Source organism: Paenibacillus sp. FSL R7-0331 (genome assembly GCF_000758645.1).
Classification (GTDB): Bacteria; Bacillota; Bacilli; order Paenibacillales; family Paenibacillaceae; genus Paenibacillus_AQ; species Paenibacillus_AQ camerounensis.
The window spans coordinates 2,510,943-2,534,689 of the sequence record NZ_CP009284.1; the positions used below are offsets into that span (position 1 = coordinate 2,510,943).

Below are 23,747 nucleotides of genomic sequence, written 5' to 3' on the forward strand. Positions count from 1 at the left end.
GTGTATAATTCTACCATAGGATATTGAAAGGGCAAGCGATTTCAGTCATATGGAGTACAGGACTTACAGAAGGAGGAACAGGCATGGAGGATAGGTTATTGGATGAGCTGCAGGAGCGTTACCGGAATGCGACGGACCGCTTTGTCGACCGGGTGAAGAATGATTCTAATGTTATTGCGGTCATTGTGTGCGGGAGTCTGGCTTATGATACGGTCTGGGAGAAAAGCGACATCGACATGACTCTGATCATCCGCGATCAGACCTTGCAGCAGAATGCATACTGTCTGGATGAGGACGGCATCATCATCAATGTTCAGCTGTTTGAGCGGAGCAGCTTTAAGCGCGGGATGGACCGGCTGCTCGGCGGCTCGATGCCGCAGTCGTATTTTGCCAAGGGACAGATGGTCTACAGCTCGGATGACAGCCTGTATGACTATTTCGATGAGATGCGGAGGATGGGCACCCAGGATATTGCGCGTTCGCTGCTGTGGAGATCATGCGAGCTGATTGATATTTTCCACAAATGCCAGAAGTGGCTGACGGTGCGTAAGGATGCAAGGTATGCCCAGTTCTTTCTCCTGAAGGCTGCCGATCTGATCGCCGGTATGGAGCTGTGTGCAGCAGGTGAGCCGCCTACCCGTGAAGCTGTCCTCAGTGTGCTGGAGCGTTCCCCGGAGAAGATGGCCCCCTTTTACCAGCAGCCGTTATCCGGTCAGTTAAGCGAAGCTGAGCTCTGGAGTGCCATCCGGGAGATGGAGCAGGTGCTGGACCGCCATCTTGATGCCATGAGCCGACCGGTGCTTGATTTTATGGGGGATCAATCGCTTAAGACGATGACGATGCTGACGAAGCATTTTCATATGGAAGGGCATTATCTGATCAATGTTCTGGAGTATATGGCCGAAAAGGGGATCATTGAGAAGGTGTCCCAGACCATCCGCATCACATCCAAAAGCAAGCCGGCGGCTGAAGAAATCGGATTTCTATACATACCATAACGGGGAGGAACAGGCAAATGTCCATAAGAACGAGTATTGAAATCTCCGGGGCGAAGCAGAACAACCTCAAGAATGTTTCGGTGGAGATTCCGCGCGATAAGCTGACAGTCATTACAGGTGTTTCGGGCTCCGGCAAATCCTCGCTGGCGTTCGATGTGATCTATGGGGAGGGACAGCGGCGCTTCCTCGATTCCATCTCTAACTTTGCCAAAAGCCGGATCAGCCAGCTCAAAAAAGCAAAGGTGGATTATGTGCGCGGCCTGTCCCCGGTCATAGCGATTGAGCAGAAGAAAGGCAACAATAACCCGCGCTCTACGGTGGGGACGGTAACAGATACCAATGACTATCTGCGTCTTTTGTTTGCCACAGCGGGGACAGGCCATTGTCCGGAATGCAGCAAGCCGCTGCGCCAGCTGTCAGCTGCCCAGATTGCCGAGCATATTACAGGTCTGCCGGAGGGGACGGTAATTGAGCTGCGGGCTCCGGTCTACAAAATATACGGTGAGGATTACAGCTATACCTTCCAGCAGCTGCGCGAAAAGGGCTTCAAGCATCTGCTGATTGACGGGGAGCCGGTATCGCTGGGGGATGAGCTGGAGACGGATGAGAGCAAGTCCCATGTCATTGAGATTGTGATCGACCGGATTACGCTGCGCCATGATACCTATATCCAGCTAACGAAGTCTATAGAAGCGGCCATTCTGGCACTGGATGAAGATATTATGATTAAGGTGGAGGTAATGGGCGGCGCACCGGAGGGGTTCTATGAGCACTTTGCCTGCCCGGACCATCATTTCTTCCTGTGTGATATGCAGCCGTTTCATTTCTCTTTTAATACTCCGGCCAGCGCCTGTCATACTTGCCTTGGAGTAGGGATGTCCTATGTGGTGGAGCCGCATTTTCTGGTGGTCGCACCGGAGAAGAGTATCAGCAGAGGCGCACTCAAGAATACGGTATTCAACACCTCCGGCAAGGACAGCTACCGTACAGTGCTGATGTACAGCTTGTCACAGAAATACAACTTCAGTCTGGATACCCCGTTTCATGAGCTGCCAAAAGAAATTCATGAGCTGCTCTTCTTCGGTTCTAGGGGGGAGCTTGTGCCGATGCTGCAGCCGCCGTTTTCCCAGAAGAAAAACTGGCTGACCGGCCGGGACCGGACGTTTGCCGGCTTTGTTCATGAGATGGAGAGCTGGTACAAGCACTATATCCGCAAATCCTCCACGACTGAGGCATTTGAGCCGACCTTCATCAAGGACTGTATGATAGAAAAGATCTGCCCGGAGTGCAGCGGTGCCCGGCTCAAGCAGCAGCGGCTGCAGGTGACGGTCGGCGGCAAAAATATTGATCAGCTCAGCCGGATGCAGCTTCAGGAGCTGCTGGCTTTTCTTACGACGCTCCGCTTTGAGCAGGAGGTCCGGGATGTGGCGGAGACAATCGTCCGTGAGCTGCATACGCGCATCAGCCTGCTGATCGAGATCGGCCTGCATTACATCAATCTCGGCAGACGCAGCGACAGTATCTCCGGAGGTGAGATGCAGCGGATCAAAATGTCCACCCAGATCAGCAGTGAGCTGATGGGCATGCTCTACATTATGGATGAGCCGAGCATCGGGCTGCATCCCCGTGATTCCGGAAGAGTCATTGATACTATGAAAAAGCTGCGCGATCTCGGCAATACAGTAATTGTAGTCGAGCATGATCTGGAGACAATCGGCTGTGCCGATCATATCATTGAGATTGGTCCTGGACCGGGGATTCACGGCGGCAATGTTGTCGCGAGCGGGACGCTAGAGGATATAAAGAGTGCGGCGGAGTCTGTCACGGGCGGCTATTTGTCCGGCAGAACCGTTATTCCTGTTCCTGAGCAACGGCGTAATCTGGGAGATACCTTTCTGTCTATTCAAGGAGCGCGTGAGAACAACCTGAAGGATGTTGACCTTGATATTCCGTTGAATGTATTCATCTGCATTACCGGTGTCTCCGGTTCGGGCAAAAGCTCGCTGATCAACGAAATCCTGACCAAGCAGCTCAAAATTGACAAGACAGGCGCGCGGATCGTCGCCGGCAAGCATGATTATGTGTTCGGCGCAGATCTGGTCAATCATGTCATTAACATCGACCAGTCGCCGATCGGGCGCAACAGCAAATCGAACCCGGCCACTTATATCGGGCTATATGATAAAATCCGTGACCTGTTCGCCTCGCAGCCGGAGGCCGTGGAGCGCGGCTATCAATCGATTGACTTCAGCCTGACCCATGCCAACGGCACGCGCTGTGAGCACTGTGCAGGTGACGGGATCATTGTCACCAGCCTGCAGTTCATGGCTGACATCGAAACGATCTGTCCGGTGTGCAAGGGCAACCGCTTCTCGGAGGAAGGGCTGGAGATCAGAATCCGGGATAAATCCATCTCGGATGTGCTGGAAATGACGGTCGAGGAAGCAGCGGAATTTTTTGCAGATCATAAGTACCTCAAGCATAAGCTGGGTATCATGAATGAGCTTGGTCTGGGCTATCTGACACTCGGCCAGAGCTCGACCACGCTCTCCGGCGGGGAGGCCCAGCGGGTGAAGCTCTCGAATGAGCTGGCAAAGATCAAACGGGGTGCACACAACCTGTACATTCTCGACGAGCCGACCACCGGCCTGCATCTGGCCGACATCCAGAAGCTGCTGCTGGCGCTGAACAAGCTGGTGGACGGGGGGCATTCTGTAATCGTTATTGAGCATCACCTGGATGTGATGAAATCTGCCGACTATATTATTGATATGGGACCAGAAGGCGGCAGCGGCGGCGGCTATGTGGTCGCGGAGGGTACACCGGAGCAGGTTGCGAAGGTCGAGGTGTCGCATACCGGGCGGTATTTGCGGAGTGTGCTGGGGTAAAGAGCTGATGGGTTAACGAGTGCTGGTGTAGAGAGCTAACGAGCCAGCAAGTGCTGGCTTTTCTGGGTAAGTGAGTGGGGTTAATCGAATGAAGTGGAAATTGTCCACCTAATTCAAGCTGATTCGGCGGGTTAAAGGGATTAGCTGGAAATAAGTCAGTTAATTCTCCTGTTTGGGGTCTAAAGGGGGCTTTCAGGCATACTTAGGTGGCGATTTTCCAACTAATACTTGGAAATATGGATGAATCGTAGAATTAAGTGGTGAAAATCGAACTATATGTCGGGGATACACAAGTCTGGTTGAAAATGCTTGCATAATACTTTGAACTCATTGGGAGGCAATCATGCAACTACTGGCGTTACATCCGTTTGAATTACATTCCGGGGTAGAATCAACGCTTGGGGCATTTGAAGTCATCTCGGATCTCAGGCCCGGCAGTGCGAGAACGGGGGTCTGGAAGCTTCGAGCAGCGGAAGGTCAGAAGATGTATTACCTGAAAACATTTAGCCGGAAAGAAAGATGGCACCCGGAAGTCTATGCTTATAAGCAGTGGGTGAACGGTCTGCAGCCGTATGTACCGGAGCTAATCGCGGTATATGAGGGCGTGGGATGGCAGGCGATTCTAATCACAGCCATCGAAGGAACGATTATGCGGGAGGCGGGTCTCCAGCCACAGGCATTACATGCTGCTTATTATAAGGCAGGACAATTAACGAGGCTGATCCATGAGTCACAGAGCGGGGAATGGTTTGGCCGCCCGGATCAGAACGGACAACCGATTGAGCTGTTTCATCACACAGATCCGGTAATCTATATCAGGCAATCGCTCAGTGATCTCGGCACCAAATGTAAGGAAGCAGCTCTGCTCCAGACGGCGGAGGCGGAAGGCTTGATATGGGCATTGGAGAACGCGGATGTGTTCGCAGGAGCGAGGCCTGTACCGGTAAGCTGGGATTCGACCCCCGGCAATTGGCTGGTCGGCGCTGAAGGTGAATTTGCCGGGATGATTGATTTTGAGAATATGCTGTGGGGCGTGGATGTTGACAGCTTCGCGGCTTTGTTCGAGAAGTATTTTATTAATGACGAAGTATCAATGAAGGCGTTCTTTGCCGGTTATGGTGCTGAAATACTGCAGGAGAAGCAAATTCAGCTCAGAATCAGCTGCATTAAGCTGGCTCTCGGAGATATTTACTGGGGCACAAGGCAGAATGTTCCCGGAGTTGCGGCAAAAGGAAGAAGACTGCTGGAGGCTCAATTGAAATACATAGGGTACAAAGAGGAGCGGATGTAATTATCGTTATCACTTACTTGTGGCAGTTCGCCTTAGCTTGCGTGGCAGGTTATCTCGTTGGCAACATCTGCGGAGCCGTTATTTTGTCCAGGCTGCTGATGCGCAGTGATATCCGGAAGCTTGGCAGCAACAATGCCGGAACGACTAACATGACCCGGGTGTTTGGCCTGAAATACGGGATTGCCACATTTCTGATTGATCTGTTAAAAGCGGTTGTCTGCGTGTTTGTGTGCAAATATGTTATGAGTACTGTTGGCGGAACAGAAGCCGGATTATTTGCCGGTTATTTAGCCGGCCTGGCTGTGATTGCCGGACATAACTATCCCGTTCTGCTGGGATTTAAGGGTGGAAAGGGCTTCGCTTCAGGTATCGGAGTGTTAATCGTCCTGCAGCCTCTGCCCACGCTGATTATATTATCTGGCGGCATCCTGCTGCTGCTCATTGTGGACCGGATGTCGATATTTGCATTAGCTTTCTTTGTGGCAGAGGCCCTGTATACCTGGATATATGATCCTGCAAAAACGTTATGGATACCTTTGTTTGTAACCTTGTATTTGCTGCTGGCAGTTATTGCACACTGGCCGAATATCCAAAGGCTTGCCAGGGGGCAGGAACAGCCGCTGGGCATACTCCGCCGGATAAGAGCCGGAGTGAAGCATAGCCAATAGCAGGTATGAGAAAGACAGCGGAGCTGTCCTGTCTGTAATTCAATAAGGTTAAGGAAAAAAATGTAACCTTTAAGGGCGGGATGCGTATGTCGGTAGAATATCTAAACTGATCCTGGAGATGATGATATGCAGCTTGTCCGTAATTCTCTTAACGATCTGATACATAACACTGAAGAAGCAGGGATTTCGCTTAGTACGTCAATTGACAGTTATCTGACAAGATTCAGGGAGCTGGAGCCGCAGATTCATGCTTTTGTGCCTGAAGCTAGGCTGGAGCAGCGACTGAAGCTGGAACAGGAGCGCCTGCTGGCTTCTCTCCCCGGTACTGCCGGTAAACCAGCCCTTTGGGGAATTCCAGTCGGAATCAAGGATTTGATCCATGTTAATAATCTGCCGACGCAAGCGGGGGCCCGGCTGCCTGCTGAGGCACTGGCCGGCGAAGAAGCCTCCATAGTTACCCGGCTACGTGAACTCGGAGCGTTTATTGCCGGGAAGACAGTAACCGAGGAGTTTGCCTACCATGGTCCTATCGCTACGCTTAATCCGCATAATCCTGCGCATACCCCCGGCGGGTCGAGTGCAGGCTCGGCTGCTGCGGTTGCCGCCGGTCTGTGTCCGCTGGCATTGGGAACACAGACTTTGCGGTCTGTTCTCGGTCCGGCGTCGTTTTGCGGAGTGGTCGGATTTAAGCTGAGCTATGACAGAGTTCCGCTGGACGGAGTACTCAGGCTATCGCCGTCATTTGATACGCTCGGATTGTTCACCCAGGATCTGTCCGGTATGGAGACGGCGGCTGAACTGCTTGTTCCGCACTGGAGTTCCCGTCGGGTGAGCGGTAAACCGGTGCTTGGTATTCCCATGGGCATATACATGCAGCTGATGAGTGATGAAGTAAAGGCAGTTTTTGCAGCGCAGATTCAATCCCTGGAGCAGCTTGGTTATCAGGTGAAGCAGGTTCAGATGCCCTGGGAAGACGAGTTTATCTACGGGAATGCGATGCTGCGGTTTATTCAGGGCGAATTGGCCCGTGAGCATGCGGCGCGTTTCGGCGCGTATGAACAATTTTACGGTGCCAGTGTAAGGGACGCGATGATTAGCGGTGAGGCTGTTCCGGAGGAGGAGCTGGCTGAAAACCGGCAGCTGCAGCTGGTATTAAGAGACAGCCTGAAGAATCTCATGGAGCAGGAGGGAATAGATCTGTGGGTATCACCGGCACAGGGCGGAACCGCGCCTAAGCTGGAGGAGAACAATACCGGTTGGGTTGGCATGACGGCAGTCTGGAGCTTTGCCGGGTGCCCGGCTATCAGTATCCCTGCAGCTGGTATAGGCGGACTTCCGCTTGGCTTTCAATGTGTCGGCAACTACGGCGAAGACGAATGGCTGCTGGCCTGGGCAAGGCAGGTGACGCTGGATCTTTGTCCAGATAAAATTTGAGCTTGAGATACAGACACGTAACAGCCGCCGGACACGTTAAGTGTTCAGCGGCTTCTTTGCTGATTCCGGTAGCTTAAGTATTTCTTTGGGCATAGGCAGCCAGCAGCTCCTGCAGCAGTATTCCGTCAATCGTCACTCCTTCTGTATTGCAGTGCTGGATGTCTACACCTGAAAGATCGCAGCCGATGATCCGGCTTCCAGTTAACCGCAGGTCGCTGAGAAGGGTATGGGTCATATTCAGATTTGTATATTTGGAGCGGCTCAAATTAGCATCGGTAAATATGCTGCCGCTGAGGGTGCTGGGGATTAGAGCTGTTTCTGCGCGTCAAAGGTTTCTTTCATAATGGATGCTAAAATCTGTGCGTCTGCTGTTGTAGCTCTGCGTATATTCATTGTCGGGTACACTCCAAATGTTTGATTTATTGTGATGCAGGCAGGGGATAGATTTTATATACGATTTAAAAGGTTAGACGAAGTATGCAGGGGAATGTTTCCTTTGTATAATGGAAAATAGAAAAAATATACAATATAAGATCTGTTAGGAGCTGAATGATGAGCGAATGTAGTGCAAGCTATCATTTGAAAACAAATGATCAAGCTAAAGCCATTGAATTAATTAGAGCTTCCACAAGGTAAAAGTTGAGGAACAGCTGCAACCATTAATTAATACCCTGGGAAGAATCAACTCTAAGATGGCATTGTTTGACTTACAACTGGAGCAATTGGAGAAGTCGTCCTGCACATTATAATCCTTTGGATTCTGTCGCTTCCATGGCTGGAAAGAATTATCGGGCAGGATAGTTGAGCAAGATAAGTGGAGGTTTTATGTCGGATTTGATGCAAACGGTTCAGTAAGGAAGAATATTGCCAGAGAATTAGTCTAACGTGGCAGTTCTAAACAAAGAAAAATCAAAGTCATCAATCTGTTGTTTATTAAAATTTATTGCTAGCGTAATACATTGATTAATAAAAAAAGGCAGATTACTATACCGAAATAATAATCTGCAACTTTATCAAGCAAGTGTCTTTTGCAAGGATGCTATTAATTTTACAACAAAATTTTCGCGGGTCTCATTGTTTAATTCCAACAAAGACAAATATGGGTTTAAATCTTCGAGTTCGACTAATAATAACTCTCCTAGTCTAGTCCTGCATGCGTCAACTCGCTGGATACCGCAATTGATGTTATTCCAGTCTATGAATCGATTAGCAAAGATTAAATCATCGACCGTAGGTGTATATTCTACGAGTTCCCATCTTTTATCTTTATCAGGTGCATAAAGGGCATATTGAAAATCCTTATCAACGAAATAAAATGATACTTCATATTCAAAATCAATGAAAGGTTGTACTAATGTGTTCTTTAGTTCAGAGTCAACTTTCCTAGATAATTCATTTTTTGAAACAAACTCCATACCGATTGAATCAGCTCCATCTTTTGGCTTAATGATGTATGTTTTTACATCGGGAAGCTTACTCAGGGAATCAATAGTATCAATTGTTGGAATAACAGGATAATCACTATTAGTTAACTCAATTAAATACTCTTTACCATTCATATCAGCTTTACCATTGAACGAATTATATATGAGTAAGTTCTTTGAAGTAATACGATTTCTAAAAGCGTTGAATTTTTCCTTATAAGCTGCTATTGGACCTGCATTTCTAAATATTATCAAGTCAAATTTATCTTCAAATGCTTCAACATCAACAGGGTGGCAAATTACTAAATTAAAGGATTTACGAAGAATAGAAGTTAGGTACAGATCCTCTTCATAATAATTTCTTCCCTTTGCTTCATAATACAAGTCAGTCACAAATAGTACGGTTTTCATTATACTCTCCACCAGCTTCCATTCAAATTTCTTTTCAGTAATTTGATTTATTATAACAGACTTATCATTAGATGGACTGTTACTATGAGGTAGCTTGTATATGTTTTTTTAATACTGAATAAATAGGATCTTCTATTAGGATTCTTGGTTATTGTTGCACAGTAAGACGATATTGTGTAAAAAAGAAAGCGTGCTTATTGAACTAACGGGCAGTACACTGCGTTAATTAAATTCATTCAGTTAATGATAAATAAGAGGTGAAAATATGAATCGCTGTTCTAATTGTCAAAATACAAACATCAAACAGATAAGTTCATTTCATACAAGACTCTTACTTTCCATTTACTTATTTTTAAATTTTTACTTTTTTACAGGTGCCATTGATTACGGGGCATTGATTGCTATAATTCCTGTTTTTATTCCTTATTCATACAAATGCTCTAACTGTAATAAAACATTTTTGGGATTGCCCAGAATTAATTTAAATAACTTTTGGGTAGGAAATAATAATGATATATATTTACTTGCGATGTTACCTTCAATACTAATAATTACACTCCTAATACTGATCTTCCCATATACAGGACTAGGACGTATAATTTATTTACCAAATATATACTTTCTCAACAGCGTGATTGTCCTTTTATATTTATTTTTATTTAGAAAACGCAATGGAGCATTGAACCTTTTTATACGGGTATCGTTATTAATTGTAACTGTGATTCTTTCTGTATGGTTATATCCTCAAGAAGACGGTGTTGGGATATTAAAAATGATTTTTACATAAAAACTCGAACCGGGTCATACTTCGAGGGAGTAACTACTGATTAGTGGGGGCGAATGAATGGGTTCTGAATTAATAGTTGTTGATTACGATCCTAGTTGGACGGGAACATATGCAAAATTGAGGGAATTCGTACTGCCGGTACTTGAAGACATTATAGTCTCAATTGAGCATGTTGGAAGTACCTCAGTTCCTGGGCTAGCAGCAAAACCCATTATCGATATGGACGTTGTGGTTCCTGCGCAGGAAGATGTGTCCATAGCTATAGAGAGGCTTGCTACTCTCGGCTATGTCCATGAAGGTGATTTGGGAATTGAAGGACGAGAGGCATTCATTCCTCCTTCTGATGTAATTTGGCATCATTTGTACGTGTGTACCGTGGACAGCGCTGAATATAAGCGTCATATTCTCTTTCGCGATTATATGAGAGGTCATCCCGAGGAGGGTAAAAGATACAGTGACTTAAAAATTGAACTTGCTGAACAATTCAAAAAAGACCGCGCCGCATATTCAAATGCTAAGAGCTATTTTGTGAATGAGATACTACAACGTACAAGTGGGAAATGATGATCTACCGCATGAGCTTCTTTCAGCAATCCAGGGAGCATGATGATTTTAATCGGCAATGCAAGTTGAAAGGAATTGCCCTGTTCAGTCTCGTTAGTTGAAGAATATTTTAAGAGAGATTTTGAAGAATTACTTTCTCGAGTCGATTAAATCAACGCAATAAAGGCTGCTGCGTATCAGCTTTTGTTGCGTTAACGGACAGTTTAGTTGAACAAGATAAGTGGAGGTTTTATTTCGCATTTGACGCAAACGGCGCAGTAATGGGGGGAACGTTGGTCAAAAATTTTAATCGCCGGCAACTCTGAACGAGAAAATAGAGTCATAGGCTGTCACTGTTTTGTTGAACTAACGTTCCCAGCTAGTTGAATCAATTTTCACTAAAGTAAGCCATCTTAACAAACGCTAAAAAACCAATAATTTCAGAAAATAAAAATTAAAATGTATATTAATCCGACTGCTAATTTAATAAGTGAAATAACGTATTCTTTTGAGCCTTTCAAATACCTCCATTCGGTAAAGACATGTTGTCCCATGGCAACTATAAAAAATATGAACCAGAACCACTTAAGTGAATTGATATTTGTTGTATCCAAAACGAAGAAGAAAATACAAAAACTAATGACAGCAAGTAGTCCTTTTACCCACCTATTGATATTCTTTCCAATTGTATCTGAAATTTTATTTAATTCTTCTACAATGAAATACTTCTTTATAGTTAGATCTATTAAGGCTAAAAGTATCAATAATAATGAAATTGATAAACCCGTAGATTGTATATTTGAAATTGAATACGTCATAAACTCCCCCTTTCAGTATGCTTAATAAGCATTACTCTAAAGCCTTTTAAGACATGATAATTATACCATTAATTAGGTAGTTGAAATAAATGAATGTTGCGCTAAACCTGCCTGTTTAATACATGTTTTTTCATCGAGAGTCATAGTGACTGTTGCACAGTACGAGGATACACTGCAGTAGACACATACTATTCATTTTAATTGAATCAACGTGAAAATATATTAAATAAAAAGCCTACACCATAAAGTGTAGGCCCACCCATTAAAGTTAATCTGTTGCTAATTTCGAGAAAATGCTTAAATCAATAAACTTTCCTTTGGACTTTTCGCACTTTCTCATCGTTCCTTCAAATGTAAAGTTTAACATTTGTAAAACTTTCATGGAATTATTATTTTCAGGTTCGACTTTTGCTTCAATCCTGTTGAATTTTAATATATTAAAAGCATAATCCATGAGAGATTGGATAGCCTCAGGTGCATATCCCTTGCCCCAATAATCTTTACTAATATCGTATCCAATCTCCGCTTTAGCGTTTGATGGATCTATAGCATTATAACCGCAGGAACCAATGATGCGATTTGATTCCATCTCCACTATGGAATAGCGAATGGCCCTGTTTTCCAGAGAAAGGTTATTAAGAATTTCGATCATTTCTACTGCTTGGCTTTCATCAGTAAAAGTATTGATATTCATAAACTCTGTAACCTCAGGATTGGACCAAATCTTAAACAAACTGGCAGAGTCCGATAACTTCATTTTTCTTAAGATTAGTCTTTCGGTTTGTATTTCTTTAATCAATATAATTACCTCCAATATCTATTTGTTTTGGGGTTAAGATATCGATATCTGCGCATAGTTCAGTCCCTTCAATATTTAATTCACCATTATTATAACTTAAGCGTTTCTTTATGTCACAGTACGACGATATTGTGTAATAAAAGAAAGCGTGCTTATTCAACTAACGTAGACGATAGTTTGTAATACAGAGAAAGCAGCAGATCGATGATAAGCTGCTTTTATTCAGCGAACGGGCAGTTTAGATTTTTATGAAGAAGGTGTTTGTGGTATTATATGTAATTATGGGCTGTGAAAAAAATGGATTGTTTAAAAACGGGGGAATCTAAATATGGAACGTAAAATTCAACTAATGGAAACCTACGTAAATATCGACGTTGGATACTCACCCTTTTTAAAATTAGATAACGGATTGCAAATTCCTTACTCTTCAATTACAGGAATAACAACAGGTAGACCGATACCAAATGCTTTTAAAGTATATGGTGCTTTATTTGGAGAAAGGAGAAATGGGTTATTTAGATCAAATGGTAGTTATCAACTGCACTTTTTTGAAAATGAGCTTGAAACTCTTCATTTAGATTTGGATAGCTTTAAAGTTGGTAAGTTCAAAATATCAAAGTTGATCATTGGTGTTGATAATCCTGAAGAAATAAGTGAAAATATTTCCGAAAGAGTAAAGTGATAATTTGTTAATGAACTGTTCTTTGAACTAACGGGTAACATTAGCTCAATCAACAAAGGCAGCTAATCATCACGATTAGCTGCCTTTGTTGATTGAGAATTGCTTTGCAAGGAAAGATGAAAGGGTGAGGATTCTTGGAAGTAAAGGTGTTAGAGCGTTTGCCAAATCCAATCATTTTGAAAAAGCTGATGAAAATCCAGGCATCCCTAAATTTAATTCTGTGTCAAGAGGAATGGCTCTGTTACCATAGCTTCATTCAAGATTGGGGTGAGGGCATTTGTATGGCGAAAATCAGGCCTGTTGATTATCTAAATTCTGGTAATTAAATTCACAGCATTGGTTAAATAAATTCTCCACTCTAGCGGCAATCTCTGCAATGTAAATAACCGATCAAAATCGGCAAATGTTAATTTAGCGCTAAAATGTACAGTCGCACTTCCTTGCTCGAACAGTAATTTAAGCAAAACATAAACCAATAGAGCCACGTACAGTTGTCCATACACTGCATTTTCCGTTGTTCCAAACAATTTAGGAATGTTTAGGTGCTGCTTTATCCAACGAAAAAAGACTTCAATTTGCCAACGCTTTTTATAAATGGCTGCGATCCCTTCGGGCGAATACCAGTGCAGATTTGTGGCAAGAACAACCGGGTTTCCTTTGGGATCTTTAAGGATGACCACCCGAAACAGGTTCTCCGAAAGGGCCTTATTTTTACCCAACTGGCAGGTTAAATCTTGCTCGACACTTCCGGAAAAAGGACGCTTTCGATTTCGGGGAATTGGGTTTGTAAACGTTGTATTATTGTGAAGTCGAATCACAAAGTATTGTCTGTTCTCTTGCTCTTGGTAAAGGTCAAACAGTTTGTGTTTACCATAAGCGCGATCTGCAACTAAAATGTAGCGGCTGTCCAGTAGATCCTTGCAACTGTTCAAATCATGCTCTTTGCCGGTCGTTTCAGTGACTTTGTGTAGTTCAGTTCGGTCGCCAATGATTCCTACATGTAGTTTAACGCCTGCTTTTTTACCTTTAATCGGAGTCCAAGGTAGCCGCCCCAGACCCACAGAAATCGTAGTGGAATCAACGATGAGAAGTTCCTTTGGAATACCGAGGACACGCTTTGTTTTTCGGTTGCACAATCCAATCATAACATTCATCAGGCGCTTGAATAATTCATAAGGAACGTCTTTGGCTTTTTTAGAAAGGGTGGAGTGATCGACAGAACGCAGCCCACTATGAGCCATTCGCTGTTCTCCATCCCTGTATCCGTTCCACTGCTGAAACGAAGCTTCGCCCAAAAATAGAAACAGATCATAGACGGTAAACTTTCGCCCCACATCGACGTAATTCAATTCATCGAGGATGGGATGCAATTTTTCTTCGGGAATCACTAATTGCAGAATATTCGATAATGAAGTAGACTTTTTCATGAGGTCGCCTCGTTTCGGATGTTTGTAGGGGTACAAACACTTTACCGAATGAGCGGCCTTTTTTCTACCTTTTTTTGGCTAATCAACAGGCCTAGGCGAAAATAGATAATGGTGCAGGTGATCATCTGATTATTTTATTTTCCCATGAAGGCTGTATCATAAAAGGCTTTGATCATGAATCTGAATTAAGCCCTTATGCGCAAGATGAACATAAAGTATGGCCAGGGATTTACGATGACGTTCCCAAGGAATTATTAGGTTTACTTGAAGATGAGGCCATTGAAAAAGACGATGTGACCTTTTGTATTTGGCGTAAAAACAGTGATACTAACTGGCACAATGGAAAAGTTGAGATTCCGGAAGGTGAAAACGACGGGTCTGACTTTTTATTGGGCTGTATATACCAAACACCCCAGGAATTTGCAGCATTTGCAGCAGATTATTTTGAGCTGCCACTATCATTAGAAGCTGTTGCAAAAATTTATGCTGATTGCCCCATCACGGAAGAGATGATCAGTCAATTAAATCCCGGCTGTGATGTAAAGGAAGTTCTTCAAGAAATAAAAGAATTAGCCTAAGATCCATCATTTTCGCTTTTTCCGGCAGTCCAGAAACCGCATGTTCACCTCACCGCTCCCGGCGGTGTTAGGCTTCAGGTTGAGCGGGAAGGCATTTCGCTTCAGGGTCTTTTTAACCTGCTGCGGTGTCAGGCATGGACGATGCTGCAGCAGCTGGGCGGCTGCACCTGAGACAATCGGCGTAGAAATGGAAGTGCCGGACAGCTTGATATAGCATTTACCTACCCTCAGCCCTGGCTGCTGGCGGGCCAGCCGGGAGCCGGGTGCGAGAAGGGAGATGACTCTCTCCCCGGGCGCTACGATGTCCGGCTTTACTCTGCCGCCCGGAGCAGGACCGCGGCTGGAATAGAACGTGATGCGGTCATCTGCCTGGGTGAGCGTCCGGCGGTCGTTAACTGCTCCGACTGTAATCGCGGATGGGCTGATTCCTGGAGAATCAACCGTCCTTGGCAAAGGGCCGCTATTCCCGGCGGAGATAACAACGGTCAGTCCGGCCTTAACGGCATGTTCGACTGCCTGAATGAGCAGATCATCCTCAGCTGAAGCAGCTGCCGGTCCGCCGAAGGACATGGACAGGATGCGCAGTCTAAGACGCTTCCTGTTGGCGATGCACCATTCTATACCTTTAATAATGGTTGAGTCGTAGCCTTCGCCGTATTGATCGAGCACTTTCACCCCTACTATACCTGCTTCGGGAGCAGGCCCCTTATATTTGCCTTTGCTGGCCCAGCCGTTACCTGCAGCGTCCCCGCTGATATGCGTGCCGTGTCCATTGTCATCGTAGGGCTTCTTCCGGTGATTAATGAAGTCCTTAAAGGCGATAATCCGGTTGACCGGCCGGGTCAGATCGGGATGGGGATAAACTCCCGTATCTATGATCGCAATGTTAACCCCTTTTCCGGTAAGCCCTCGTGTCTGCTGAAGGGCTGCTGATCCGATCGAAGGAGTGGCGATATTCAGGAACGCTTTTTTCACCCCGTCCAGATAGACCTTTCCGACCTCTCCGCAGCTGCAGATCCGCTCCAGACATTTCACCGAAACCTGCGCGGATACGGCATTCAGCAGAGGCAGCCTGTGCTTTACAGGAAAAGAATGTCCGCCTATATGCTTCTGCAGAGCCTGTATCCGGGCCGGGGTCAGCTTATGCTTGAACTGGACAATTACCGGGACTGGGACAGCTCTTTTCGCAGATCCTTTTGAATTCCGCAGCTGGTGCTTTAAGGGCCTGTTGATTTTGGCGGCGTAATGCCGTATCCACATCGATTCACTCATGACTGTCGCTTCACCTCTCCAATAGCACATTCTATGCAGAGAGCAGCCCAGCGGACACCTATCTATGAAAAGGAGACAATACCACATTTTTACGAGAGTGGGTCAGTATTCCTTTCAGGCAGCTCTTAAATTGCATTTAATACACTATCTTAAAAGAAAGTGGTGAAGCAAAGTGAGAGAAGCTGACAAAAAAGCATTGATGGCAAAAAAAGCATTACTGGCTAAGAAAGCACTGATGGCCCGCAAAACGAACGCAAAGAAGGTTGTAAAAAGAAAACGGATCAAACAAACCTTTAGCCGCTTCGTCGTTCTGGCAACAAGCACGGGCAATGTCAATAAGGATACCACCGGCTGGACAGCCTCGTTGACAAGCGGAGCGGTCACAACGACTACGGATTTCGACGATTTCGGTGTAGCCCAATTTCCGACTATTTCTACTCTGACCACAGTGTCCTATGTGCTGCGGATAAGAGATGAAGCGGGTAACCTTCTGACAACAAAAAGTGTTTCCGCTAACCGTGAATTCTTTGTAGCCCGTTTCTAATAAAAGTGCAGCCTTAAAGTAGAGTAGACACATCCATATCCCCTACAATCATCCTGAATAGGATATTATAGGGGATATATTATGTTTCTGCTGATGTACTCAATGATAGGAGGTATAAGCCATGTTTGAATGGATTAAGGACCACAGCACATTAGAATACTGCAGCAGGCAGGAGCGAATGAATTTCGGAGACCGCTCCAGGTTTTTTATGAATACAATAAAGACAGATGATCCGTCAGGTATGAGCGCACTGGCGCAATATTTTACAGCGGGAAGTGTGCTGCTTAATGTCGATTTCAATATTACTGTTCCTGTACCGGATGAAAAGCTGCTGCAGCGGGTGATGGACGAGGTTACTCCCCATTTCGGTGTGGTGAGGCAGCTTGAACGGGGAGGGCGAATCGAATCTGTACATATGAACCAGCTGAAGCCCGGATCGGTTAAGCTGTTCCGTGAAACGGAGACTGGCATTCTACCTGTCATGCAGGATTTGTACCGGCATTACGACAGCGGTCACTGGTATTCCGGACAAAAGCGCAGGCTGATGCATTACACTGTCGATACAGCAGAGCTTGAAGCTTATGAGGATGCCGAGGTAAAAGAGGTTCAAGCCCTGCTGCAGCAAGCTTATTTCGGCGGTGAAGCTGTTGAATTCGGAATAATGCCGCTTGGCTGGCAGTTTGAGGATTCACTGAGACATTCCCCGGCGCTGCGGTTTGTGGCCGGTTTCACCCCAAATCTGACCATGTCTGTAGATGAAAACAGTAATGAAGTCATTTTGCTGAACATAACGGAGAATGAGCTTACCCATAAGCTTTACCTGCAGGGAGCACAGCCCCAGCCGCCAAGAAGGGTAGATCATTATCTGTACCTGAATGTCGGCCACAGGCTGGTCTATGTGGTGAACCTGCTGGTGCAGCCGGTGATTACGAAATGGGAGGGCTTTGCAGACGCTAAGCTGTACTCTCTTGGAGAAGATACTGATTTTGCGGATTTTGACCCCGGGACAGCGGAATGTCTGGAAGGGACAAGCTTGTTTTTTGATGAGGATACTCTGCAAAGAATGATGGATGAGGTTAACCAGGCGTTGAAATTTGGGTGAAATGTACAATCATTTGATTAATTTTTAGCTATAATGACAATTAACCTAACATATATATTCAAAAGGCAGCCCGCAGCAGATATAATATGGCAAATAATATAACTGAAGCGCACGGGAACAGCCTGATAGCGGTTAGGTTCCTGATAATGCCGGTGAAAGGTCTGAGGAATGATGAGCCTGGAAGCTTTGAACGAACGTGTGAGAACGGATCTTTCCTATCTGGCCTACGGCGGCGCGGATTGGCTGCGTCCCCTTGAGCATCCCGAAGGTCATGTATATGATGTGGTTATTGTAGGCGGCGGCCAGAGCGGGCTTGGAGCAGCTTTTGGACTATTGAGGGAACGGATCTCCAATATTCTTGTTATTGATGAGAATAAGGAGGGGAAGGAAGGGCCCTGGGACACTTATGCCCGGATGGTTACACTGCGGACGCCGAAGCACCTTACCTCTATTGATCTAGGTATTCCATCACTGACCTTCCGCGCCTGGCAGGAAGCACAGACCGGCCCGGAAGGCTGGGAAGCAGTTGATAAAATCCCGCGCGGCGACTGGATGAATTACTTGCGCTGGTACCGCAGTGTGCTTAGTCTGCCTGTCATTAATGAAGTAACGCTTAAGCTGATCGAGCCTGCGGAGGAGGGAGTCCACCGTCTGCATATTACCGGAGCCGGTGTGCCCTCCGGTATCCTGCTGGCCCGCAAGGTTGTGCTGGCAACAGGTATTCAGGGCGGCGGCGAATGGCATGTACCGCCTATGATCGCTGAGAACCTGCCGGAGCATCTGTATGCGCACACGTCGGAGGCTATAGATTGTGCTGCACTGGCCGGACGGACAATTGCTATTCTCGGGGGCGGCGCTTCAGCCTTTGACAATGCCAACTATTTGCTGTCGCAAGGTGCTGCAGAGGCCCACGTATTCGTCCGACGGGAGCAGCTGCCGTGCGTCAACCCGATCCGCCAGATGGAGCAGTCAGGGATGATCGAGCGGTTTCATACCCTCGCGGATGAAGATAAATACGGGGTCATCTCGCATTTCTTCAAATATAATCAGCCGCCGACGAATGACACCTTCGCCCGCGCAGCGGCATGGCCGGGCTTCCGGCTGCATCTCGGCTCACCTTGGCTGAAGGTGGAGGCTTCCGGGGATAAGGCTGTTGTGACTACACCGCAGGGCGAGTTTGCTTTTGACTTCCTGGTTGTCAGCACCGGGCTGCTCAGCGATCCCGGGCTGCGCCCCGAGCTGCGGCTGGTTGAGCCCCATATCGCGCGCTGGAGCGACCGTTATCAGGCGCCGGCAGATGCGGCCAATCCGCTGCTCGACGCGCATCCGTATCTCAGTCCGGGCTTTGCCCTGCAGAGCAGGGATGAGGAGGGGGAGCAGCTGCTGCACGGATTGTTTGTGTTCAACTATTCGGCCTTAGCCAGCAACGGATTATCAGCCTCGGCAATTTCGGGGATGAGGAACGCGATCCCCAAGCTGGTTGCGGGAGTAGCGGATCAGCTGTTCACGGATGTCCGGGAAGCGGTGCTGCAGGCTTTTTATGAATATGATGTGGCAGAGTTTACTGCTGAGTGGCTGCCTGCCAAGGCCTGATTCTAATATTTATAGAGTAACGCCTGCCTGAACAACGGTTCGGGCAGGTTTTTTTGTCTGCTGCAGCACATTAGGCGTTTGACCTCGGCTCCCGGCTCATTGATAATAAAGAGGATACTATTTCTTCTGCAGATTGGAGTAAGACCAATGACATACCGCAATTTGGAAGAATGCATTAACGATCTTGAGAAGCACGGGCATCTGATCCGGATCCGTGAGGAAGTCGATCCTCACCTGGAGATGGCAGCCATCCATATGAAGGTGTATGAGGCAGGCGGACCCGCACTGTTATTCGAAAAGGTAAAGGGCTCCAGATACCGCGCGGTATCCAACCTGTTCGGCACAATTGAGCGCAGCAAGTTTATTTTCCGGGATACGTGGGAATCTTCCCAGGATGTTATCGCCCTCCGGGATGATCCGGTGAAGGCGCTGAAGGCACCGTTCAAATATGTCGGCACAGGGCTTGCCGCCCGGAAGGCGCTGCCGCTCAAGCTGCCCGGCGGACTGCCGCCTAGCTTCGAGGAGATTCAGATCTCCGATCTGCCGCAGATCAAGCACTGGCAGGGGGATGGCGGCGCTTTTGTAACGCTCCCGCAGGTCTATTCGGAGGACCCGGACAAGCCGGGGATCATGAATTCCAATCTTGGGATGTACCGGATTCAGCTCAGCGGCAACGATTATGAGATTAATAAAGAGGTAGGCGTCCATTACCAGATTCACCGCGGCATCGGTATCCACCAGAGCCATGCGGTTAAGCGGGGCGAGCCGCTCAAGGTCAGCTGCTTCATCGGGGGGCCTCCCGCCCATACGCTCTCTGCGGTTATGCCGCTGCCGGAAGGCCTCAGCGAGATGACCTTTGCCGGCCTGATCGGCGGACGCCATTTCCGCTACAGCTATGTCGACGGCTTCTGCGTCAGTGCGGATGCGGATTTTGTGATTACCGGCGAGATTCATCCCGGCGACACGAAGCCGGAAGGGCCGTTCGGCGACCATCTGGGCTATTACAGCCTGACTCATCCGTTTCCGGTAATGAAGGTGCATAAGGTCTATGCCAAAAAAGGCGCAATCTTCCCCTTCACAGTCGTAGGGCGGCCGCCGCAGGAGGATACCGCCTTCGGCGAGCTAATCCATGAGCTGACCGGCAGTGCGATCAAGAATGAGGTGCCAGGTGTAAAAGAGGTGCATGCCGTCGATGCGGCAGGTGTACATCCGCTGCTGTTCGCGATTGGCAGCGAGCGCTACACGCCTTACCAGCAGCTGAAGCAGCCGGCAGAGCTGCTGACGATTGCCAACCGGGTGCTCGGCACCGGCCAGCTCAGTCTGGCTAAATATCTGTTCATCACTGCAGTGGAGAACCGTCCCGTCAGCACGCATGATATCCCTGATTTCCTGACGTATATTCTGGAGCGGATCGACCTGCGGCGGGATATTCATTTTCAGACGAATACGACAATTGATACGCTGGATTACTCGGGAACGGGAATCAACACGGGGAGTAAGGTTGTTTTTGCCGCAGTGGGCGATGTAAAAAGAACGCTGTGCACAGAGGTGCCGGAGGTTCTGGCTTCTCTGGAGGGCTTCGGTGAGGCTAAACTGGTGCTGCCGGGAATAGTGGCACTCCAGGGACCTGCCTTCACCACGTATGAGGATACGGAGCAGGAAATGAGCCGCTTGAGTGCTGCTATTGCAGCGCAAGGACCGCTGCCTGAATGCCCGATGATCATCCTGTGCGATGACAGCAGGTTCATGAGCGAAGAGCTGAACAATTTCCTGTGGGCGACCTTTACGCGCAGCAACCCATCGCATGATATTCACGGTGTGAACAGCAGAATCGTACACAAGCACTGGGCCTGCGACAATGTAATTATTGATGCCCGCGTGAAGCCGCACCAGGCGCCGCCGCTTATTCCCGATCCGGATGTGCAGCGCAATATTGAACGGGTGTTTGCAGAGGGCGGAAGTCTCAGCGACATCCGTAAGTAATTTTGAGAAGAGATGTCTGTCAGCCGGATAAGAGCTGGGCGGGCATCTCTTTTTCTTTTTCGAACAGTATGTAATTCTAACGGACTCAGTTGCCGTTATTTGCAGATTTTAGAGTGCCTCGATAAGCTAACGGACCCAGTTGCCCTTATTGCTGATGATTTCGAGCCAATGCATGATTTTTGGCAAAGTAAGGCCTGTGGTGTCCGTTAGCCTGTGCGAATGCTCTAAATCTGCGGATTAACGTCATCTGAGTCCGTTAGCGTTATCACATGCCGCCTTCATATGTTCATTTGAAGAAACCCGTAAGCTCATTTATACTGGTTAGGAAAAATATGGATAGCAGAGTTGGTATGTCCAATAACTATCGTTATGAGGTGAATTCATTGGAAGTCTTAGAAACAGAGCGGCTTATATTACGGCGGTTTAAGCCTGAGGATGCTACGGATTTGTATGAGTACCTTTCCAGGGAAGACGTTGTGAAATTTGAGCCATACGGTGTACATAATGAGGCTGAGTGTGAGGCTGAGGCGCTGCGGCGATCCGGTGATCCGGCGTTTTGGGCTGTCTGCCTGAAGGATTCGGGCAAGCTGATCGGCAACCTGTATTTTCAGCAGCAGCAGCCTGCTGCTTTCCGGACCTGGGAGCTTGGTTATGTGTTTAACAGCGGGTTTCACGGCTGCGGGTATGCAGCGGAAGCCTGCCGGCGGCTGCTGGATTACGGATTCACCGATCTGCAGATACGGCGTGTAACGGCTCGTTGTAATCCGGATAATGCACCGTCATGGCGGCTGCTTGAACGCCTGAAGCTGCGGAGAGAAGGCTTTTTCCGTGAGACCGGTTATTTTAAGCATGATGAGCACGGTGAACCCAAATGGCATGATACCTTTGCATACGGAGTGCTTGGGAGTGAGTGGTTCAGTATGGCTGAGGAGCCGGTGAAATAAGATGAAGGTAAACAGGCTGCTAGGCATAGTGGTATACCTGCTTAACAGGGACGTGGTCAGTGCACGTGCCCTGGCTGAGAAATTTGATGTTTCTCCGCGTACGATTCAGCGTGATATGGACTCGATTGGCGAGGCGGGCATCCCGGTAGGCTCTATACAGGGCAAAAGCGGCGGCTATTATATACTGGATAGTTACAAAATGAACAGGCAGCTGCTCCAATCAGAGGATTACATGTACATTGTGGCTGCGTTAAAGGGGCTGGTCTCAGGCTACAACAGCAGGCGGGCGGAGGAAACGGTGGAAAAAATGATATCCCTGTCCCCGGCGGGTCTTTCGTCTGAGCAGCCGTTCCGCCTGCAGCTGGATACGCTGCGTGAAGGCAACGGAACCTTACGTTCAGTCGAAGTTATTGAAGAAGCCATCCGCGGCCGGACTGCGGTCCAGTTTCAGTACACGGATGCACAGCAGTCTGTCTCCAGCCGTTATGTGGAGCCCTTGCTTTTGTCATACAGATGGTATGCCTGGTATCTGTTTGCCTATTGCTGCGAACGTAAGGGTTACCGGCTGTTCCGTCTGTCGAGGATCAGGGAAATCCGAAATACCGGTCAGGCCTTTATTCATAGTCACGGAAATGCAGAGCAGCTGCTTGCTGCCCATCAGGATGTACGGCCCTGCATCAGTATCAAGCTTGCCTGTTCTGCCGGCAGGAGGGTTCAGCTGGAAGAAGCTTTTCCAAATGCCAGAGTAGTTGAAGAATGCGGCGCTGAGCTGATCCTGCAATTTAGTGTGCCTGAGACGGAAACCGGCTGGTTCGGAATCCTGCTGCTGAACGCCGACTGCTGTACCGTGCTTGAGCCTGAGACGCTGCGCGAGCGGCTGCAGAGCCACGCCCGGATGATTTTGCAGCAATATGAGAAATGACGACAGGCTGTTGTCCGGTTTACCTGCTTATAATGGATTCATTCCCATTCAATAAGGAGGATTTTACCATGAACCTTGGCATTACAGACCCTTATACCTGTTGTCCCGTATATGAAACCGGAAGCTTCAGCCTGAGGCTAGTCCGGATGGACGATGCTGCAGATTTGCTCAGATGCTACAGTGATCCGGAATCGATCCCTCTGTTTAACAGTGATAACTGCCATTCCGATTTCAGGATGACCACGCTTGAGGAAATGGAGCGTTGTATAGGGGCCTGGCTTGGAGAATATCAGACACGGGCCTACGTGCGGTTCAGTATTGTCGAACGGAAGTCAGAGCGGACAATCGGTACAATAGAATTTTTCACAAGGAAGCTGGGGCAAGGTGGAGAACAGGCAGAGGCCGGCATTCTGAGACTGGATCTGGCCTCTGAGTATGAGCAGGCTGATGTTTTATCGGAAATGATAGAACTGGCAGAGCAGCAGTTTCCGCAGCATTTTGCCTTCAGCGGCTTGTTAACCAAGGCGGTTCCGCAGGCGGTGCACCGGGTCGCAGTGCTTCAGAGGCTGGGTTACCATAAGCTGGAGAGAAGCAGCGTGCTGCCTTATGAGGATTATTACTTAAAGATGAAGGATTAAA

Annotated in this window: 21 protein-coding genes; 15 read left to right on the forward strand and 6 right to left on the reverse strand. The window is 47.6% G+C overall.

The annotated features are described in order from the left end of the window. Positions 1 to 83: 83 nt before the first annotated feature. The 5 genes from R70331_RS10265 to R70331_RS10285 all read left to right on the forward strand — a co-directional run bounded on the left by R70331_RS10265 (position 84) and on the right by R70331_RS10285 (position 7,279). Entirely contained in the window at positions 84 to 998 is a 915-nt protein-coding gene (locus R70331_RS10265; protein ID WP_042175114.1) for a nucleotidyltransferase, read from the forward strand. A 17-nt stretch (positions 999 to 1,015) separates the two neighbouring features. Beyond that, a complete protein-coding gene (gene uvrA / locus R70331_RS10270) occupies positions 1,016 to 3,886 on the forward strand; it encodes an excinuclease ABC subunit UvrA (RefSeq protein ID WP_042175116.1) in 2,871 nt (956 codons plus the stop codon). A 343-nt stretch (positions 3,887 to 4,229) separates the two neighbouring features. Further along, a complete protein-coding gene (locus R70331_RS10275) occupies positions 4,230 to 5,177 on the forward strand; it encodes a phosphotransferase (RefSeq protein ID WP_042175118.1) in 948 nt (315 codons plus the stop codon). Between the two features lie 41 nt (positions 5,178 to 5,218). Then, positions 5,219 to 5,845 carry a glycerol-3-phosphate acyltransferase gene (locus R70331_RS10280; protein ID WP_269322305.1) on the forward strand — a complete coding sequence of 209 codons (627 nt, stop codon included), beginning with the start codon at positions 5,219 to 5,221 and terminating at the stop codon, positions 5,843 to 5,845. Between the two features lie 126 nt (positions 5,846 to 5,971). Continuing rightward, complete coding sequence (locus tag R70331_RS10285) at positions 5,972 to 7,279, forward strand: amidase (protein ID WP_052419004.1); 1,308 nt, start codon at positions 5,972 to 5,974, stop codon at positions 7,277 to 7,279. A gap of 73 nt (positions 7,280 to 7,352) precedes the next feature. Here the strand turns inward: R70331_RS10285 and R70331_RS10290 are convergent, their stop codons facing one another. Both R70331_RS10290 and R70331_RS10295 read right to left on the reverse strand, forming a co-directional pair. Next, on the reverse strand, positions 7,353 to 7,586 hold the full coding sequence (locus R70331_RS10290) for a pentapeptide repeat-containing protein (protein WP_081947565.1): 234 nt from the start codon (positions 7,584 to 7,586) through the stop codon (positions 7,353 to 7,355). Between the two features lie 706 nt (positions 7,587 to 8,292). Beyond that, on the reverse strand, positions 8,293 to 9,114 hold the full coding sequence (locus R70331_RS10295; RefSeq protein ID WP_042175121.1) for an ATP-grasp domain-containing protein: 822 nt from the start codon (positions 9,112 to 9,114) through the stop codon (positions 8,293 to 8,295). 844 nt (positions 9,115 to 9,958) lie between these two features. Here R70331_RS10295 and R70331_RS10300 point away from each other — a divergent pair. After that, positions 9,959 to 10,465, forward strand: a complete 507-nt coding sequence (locus R70331_RS10300) for a GrpB family protein (protein WP_042175124.1) — start codon at positions 9,959 to 9,961, stop codon at positions 10,463 to 10,465. A gap of 419 nt (positions 10,466 to 10,884) precedes the next feature. Here the strand turns inward: R70331_RS10300 and R70331_RS10305 are convergent, their stop codons facing one another. Beyond that, the gene (locus tag R70331_RS10305; protein ID WP_042175126.1) at positions 10,885 to 11,262 is read right to left on the reverse strand and encodes a DUF4181 domain-containing protein; all 378 of its coding nucleotides are present in this window, start codon (positions 11,260 to 11,262) and stop codon (positions 10,885 to 10,887) included. A gap of 268 nt (positions 11,263 to 11,530) precedes the next feature. Further along, positions 11,531 to 12,061, reverse strand: a complete 531-nt coding sequence (locus tag R70331_RS10310) for a GNAT family N-acetyltransferase (protein WP_042175129.1) — start codon at positions 12,059 to 12,061, stop codon at positions 11,531 to 11,533. Between the two features lie 328 nt (positions 12,062 to 12,389). Here R70331_RS10310 and R70331_RS10315 point away from each other — a divergent pair, with 328 nt between their 5' ends. After that, positions 12,390 to 12,743 carry a hypothetical protein gene (locus R70331_RS10315; protein ID WP_042175130.1) on the forward strand — a complete coding sequence of 118 codons (354 nt, stop codon included), beginning with the start codon at positions 12,390 to 12,392 and terminating at the stop codon, positions 12,741 to 12,743. Positions 12,744 to 13,051: 308 nt separating this feature from the next. Here R70331_RS10315 and R70331_RS10320 read toward each other — a convergent pair whose 3' ends face one another. Continuing rightward, positions 13,052 to 14,170, reverse strand: a complete 1,119-nt coding sequence (locus R70331_RS10320; RefSeq protein WP_042174921.1) for an IS4 family transposase — start codon at positions 14,168 to 14,170, stop codon at positions 13,052 to 13,054. A 293-nt stretch (positions 14,171 to 14,463) separates the two neighbouring features. Between R70331_RS10320 and R70331_RS30440 the strand changes: the two genes are divergently transcribed. Continuing rightward, positions 14,464 to 14,748: a hypothetical protein gene (locus R70331_RS30440; protein WP_052419006.1), complete on the forward strand. Its 285-nt coding sequence runs from the start codon at positions 14,464 to 14,466 to the stop codon at positions 14,746 to 14,748. Between the two features lie 6 nt (positions 14,749 to 14,754). Here the strand turns inward: R70331_RS30440 and R70331_RS10330 are convergent, their stop codons facing one another. Then, positions 14,755 to 16,020: a S8 family peptidase gene (locus tag R70331_RS10330; protein ID WP_052419007.1), complete on the reverse strand. Its 1,266-nt coding sequence runs from the start codon at positions 16,018 to 16,020 to the stop codon at positions 14,755 to 14,757. Positions 16,021 to 16,192: 172 nt separating this feature from the next. On the opposite strand from R70331_RS10330, the gene R70331_RS30445 reads away from it, so the two are divergent. The 7 genes from R70331_RS30445 to R70331_RS10365 all read left to right on the forward strand — a co-directional run bounded on the left by R70331_RS30445 (position 16,193) and on the right by R70331_RS10365 (position 23,746). Continuing rightward, positions 16,193 to 16,564 (forward strand): hypothetical protein, encoded by a 372-nt coding sequence (locus R70331_RS30445; protein ID WP_052419008.1) that lies wholly within the window; start codon positions 16,193 to 16,195, stop codon positions 16,562 to 16,564. Positions 16,565 to 16,685: 121 nt separating this feature from the next. Continuing rightward, positions 16,686 to 17,666 carry a hypothetical protein gene (locus R70331_RS10340; protein WP_042175132.1) on the forward strand — a complete coding sequence of 327 codons (981 nt, stop codon included), beginning with the start codon at positions 16,686 to 16,688 and terminating at the stop codon, positions 17,664 to 17,666. Positions 17,667 to 17,837: 171 nt separating this feature from the next. Continuing rightward, complete coding sequence (locus R70331_RS10345; protein ID WP_042182460.1) at positions 17,838 to 19,259, forward strand: FAD/NAD(P)-binding protein; 1,422 nt, start codon at positions 17,838 to 17,840, stop codon at positions 19,257 to 19,259. Between the two features lie 147 nt (positions 19,260 to 19,406). Continuing rightward, positions 19,407 to 21,242 (forward strand): UbiD family decarboxylase, encoded by a 1,836-nt coding sequence (locus tag R70331_RS10350; RefSeq protein WP_042175134.1) that lies wholly within the window; start codon positions 19,407 to 19,409, stop codon positions 21,240 to 21,242. 383 nt (positions 21,243 to 21,625) lie between these two features. Continuing rightward, entirely contained in the window at positions 21,626 to 22,186 is a 561-nt protein-coding gene (locus R70331_RS10355) for a GNAT family N-acetyltransferase (protein WP_231576445.1), read from the forward strand. 1 nt (position 22,187) lies between these two features. Then, the gene (locus R70331_RS10360; protein ID WP_042175139.1) at positions 22,188 to 23,108 is read left to right on the forward strand and encodes a helix-turn-helix transcriptional regulator; all 921 of its coding nucleotides are present in this window, start codon (positions 22,188 to 22,190) and stop codon (positions 23,106 to 23,108) included. 68 nt (positions 23,109 to 23,176) lie between these two features. After that, positions 23,177 to 23,746 (forward strand): GNAT family N-acetyltransferase, encoded by a 570-nt coding sequence (locus R70331_RS10365; protein WP_052419009.1) that lies wholly within the window; start codon positions 23,177 to 23,179, stop codon positions 23,744 to 23,746. The last annotated feature ends 1 nt before the right edge of the window (position 23,747 follow it).

Excerpts from the sequence above, each read along its gene's own strand:
- R70331_RS10265 (WP_042175114.1), top strand. The coding sequence starts at position 84 with ATGGAGGATAGGTTATTGGATGAGCTGCAGGAGCGTTACCGGAATGCG.
- uvrA (WP_042175116.1), top strand. The coding sequence starts at position 1,016 with ATGTCCATAAGAACGAGTATTGAAATCTCCGGGGCGAAGCAGAACAAC.
- R70331_RS10275 (WP_042175118.1), top strand. The coding sequence starts at position 4,230 with ATGCAACTACTGGCGTTACATCCGTTTGAATTACATTCCGGGGTAGAA.
- R70331_RS10285 (WP_052419004.1), top strand. The coding sequence starts at position 5,972 with ATGCAGCTTGTCCGTAATTCTCTTAACGATCTGATACATAACACTGAA.
- R70331_RS10295 (WP_042175121.1), bottom strand. The coding sequence starts at position 9,114 with ATGAAAACCGTACTATTTGTGACTGACTTGTATTATGAAGCAAAGGGA.
- R70331_RS10300 (WP_042175124.1), top strand. The coding sequence starts at position 9,959 with ATGGGTTCTGAATTAATAGTTGTTGATTACGATCCTAGTTGGACGGGA.
- R70331_RS10305 (WP_042175126.1), bottom strand. The coding sequence starts at position 11,262 with ATGACGTATTCAATTTCAAATATACAATCTACGGGTTTATCAATTTCA.
- R70331_RS10315 (WP_042175130.1), top strand. The coding sequence starts at position 12,390 with ATGGAACGTAAAATTCAACTAATGGAAACCTACGTAAATATCGACGTT.
- R70331_RS10320 (WP_042174921.1), bottom strand. The coding sequence starts at position 14,170 with ATGAAAAAGTCTACTTCATTATCGAATATTCTGCAATTAGTGATTCCC.
- R70331_RS10330 (WP_052419007.1), bottom strand. The coding sequence starts at position 16,020 with ATGAGTGAATCGATGTGGATACGGCATTACGCCGCCAAAATCAACAGG.
- R70331_RS10340 (WP_042175132.1), top strand. The coding sequence starts at position 16,686 with ATGTTTGAATGGATTAAGGACCACAGCACATTAGAATACTGCAGCAGG.
- R70331_RS10345 (WP_042182460.1), top strand. The coding sequence starts at position 17,838 with ATGAGCCTGGAAGCTTTGAACGAACGTGTGAGAACGGATCTTTCCTAT.
- R70331_RS10350 (WP_042175134.1), top strand. The coding sequence starts at position 19,407 with ATGACATACCGCAATTTGGAAGAATGCATTAACGATCTTGAGAAGCAC.
- R70331_RS10360 (WP_042175139.1), top strand. The coding sequence starts at position 22,188 with ATGAAGGTAAACAGGCTGCTAGGCATAGTGGTATACCTGCTTAACAGG.
- R70331_RS10365 (WP_052419009.1), top strand. The coding sequence starts at position 23,177 with ATGAACCTTGGCATTACAGACCCTTATACCTGTTGTCCCGTATATGAA.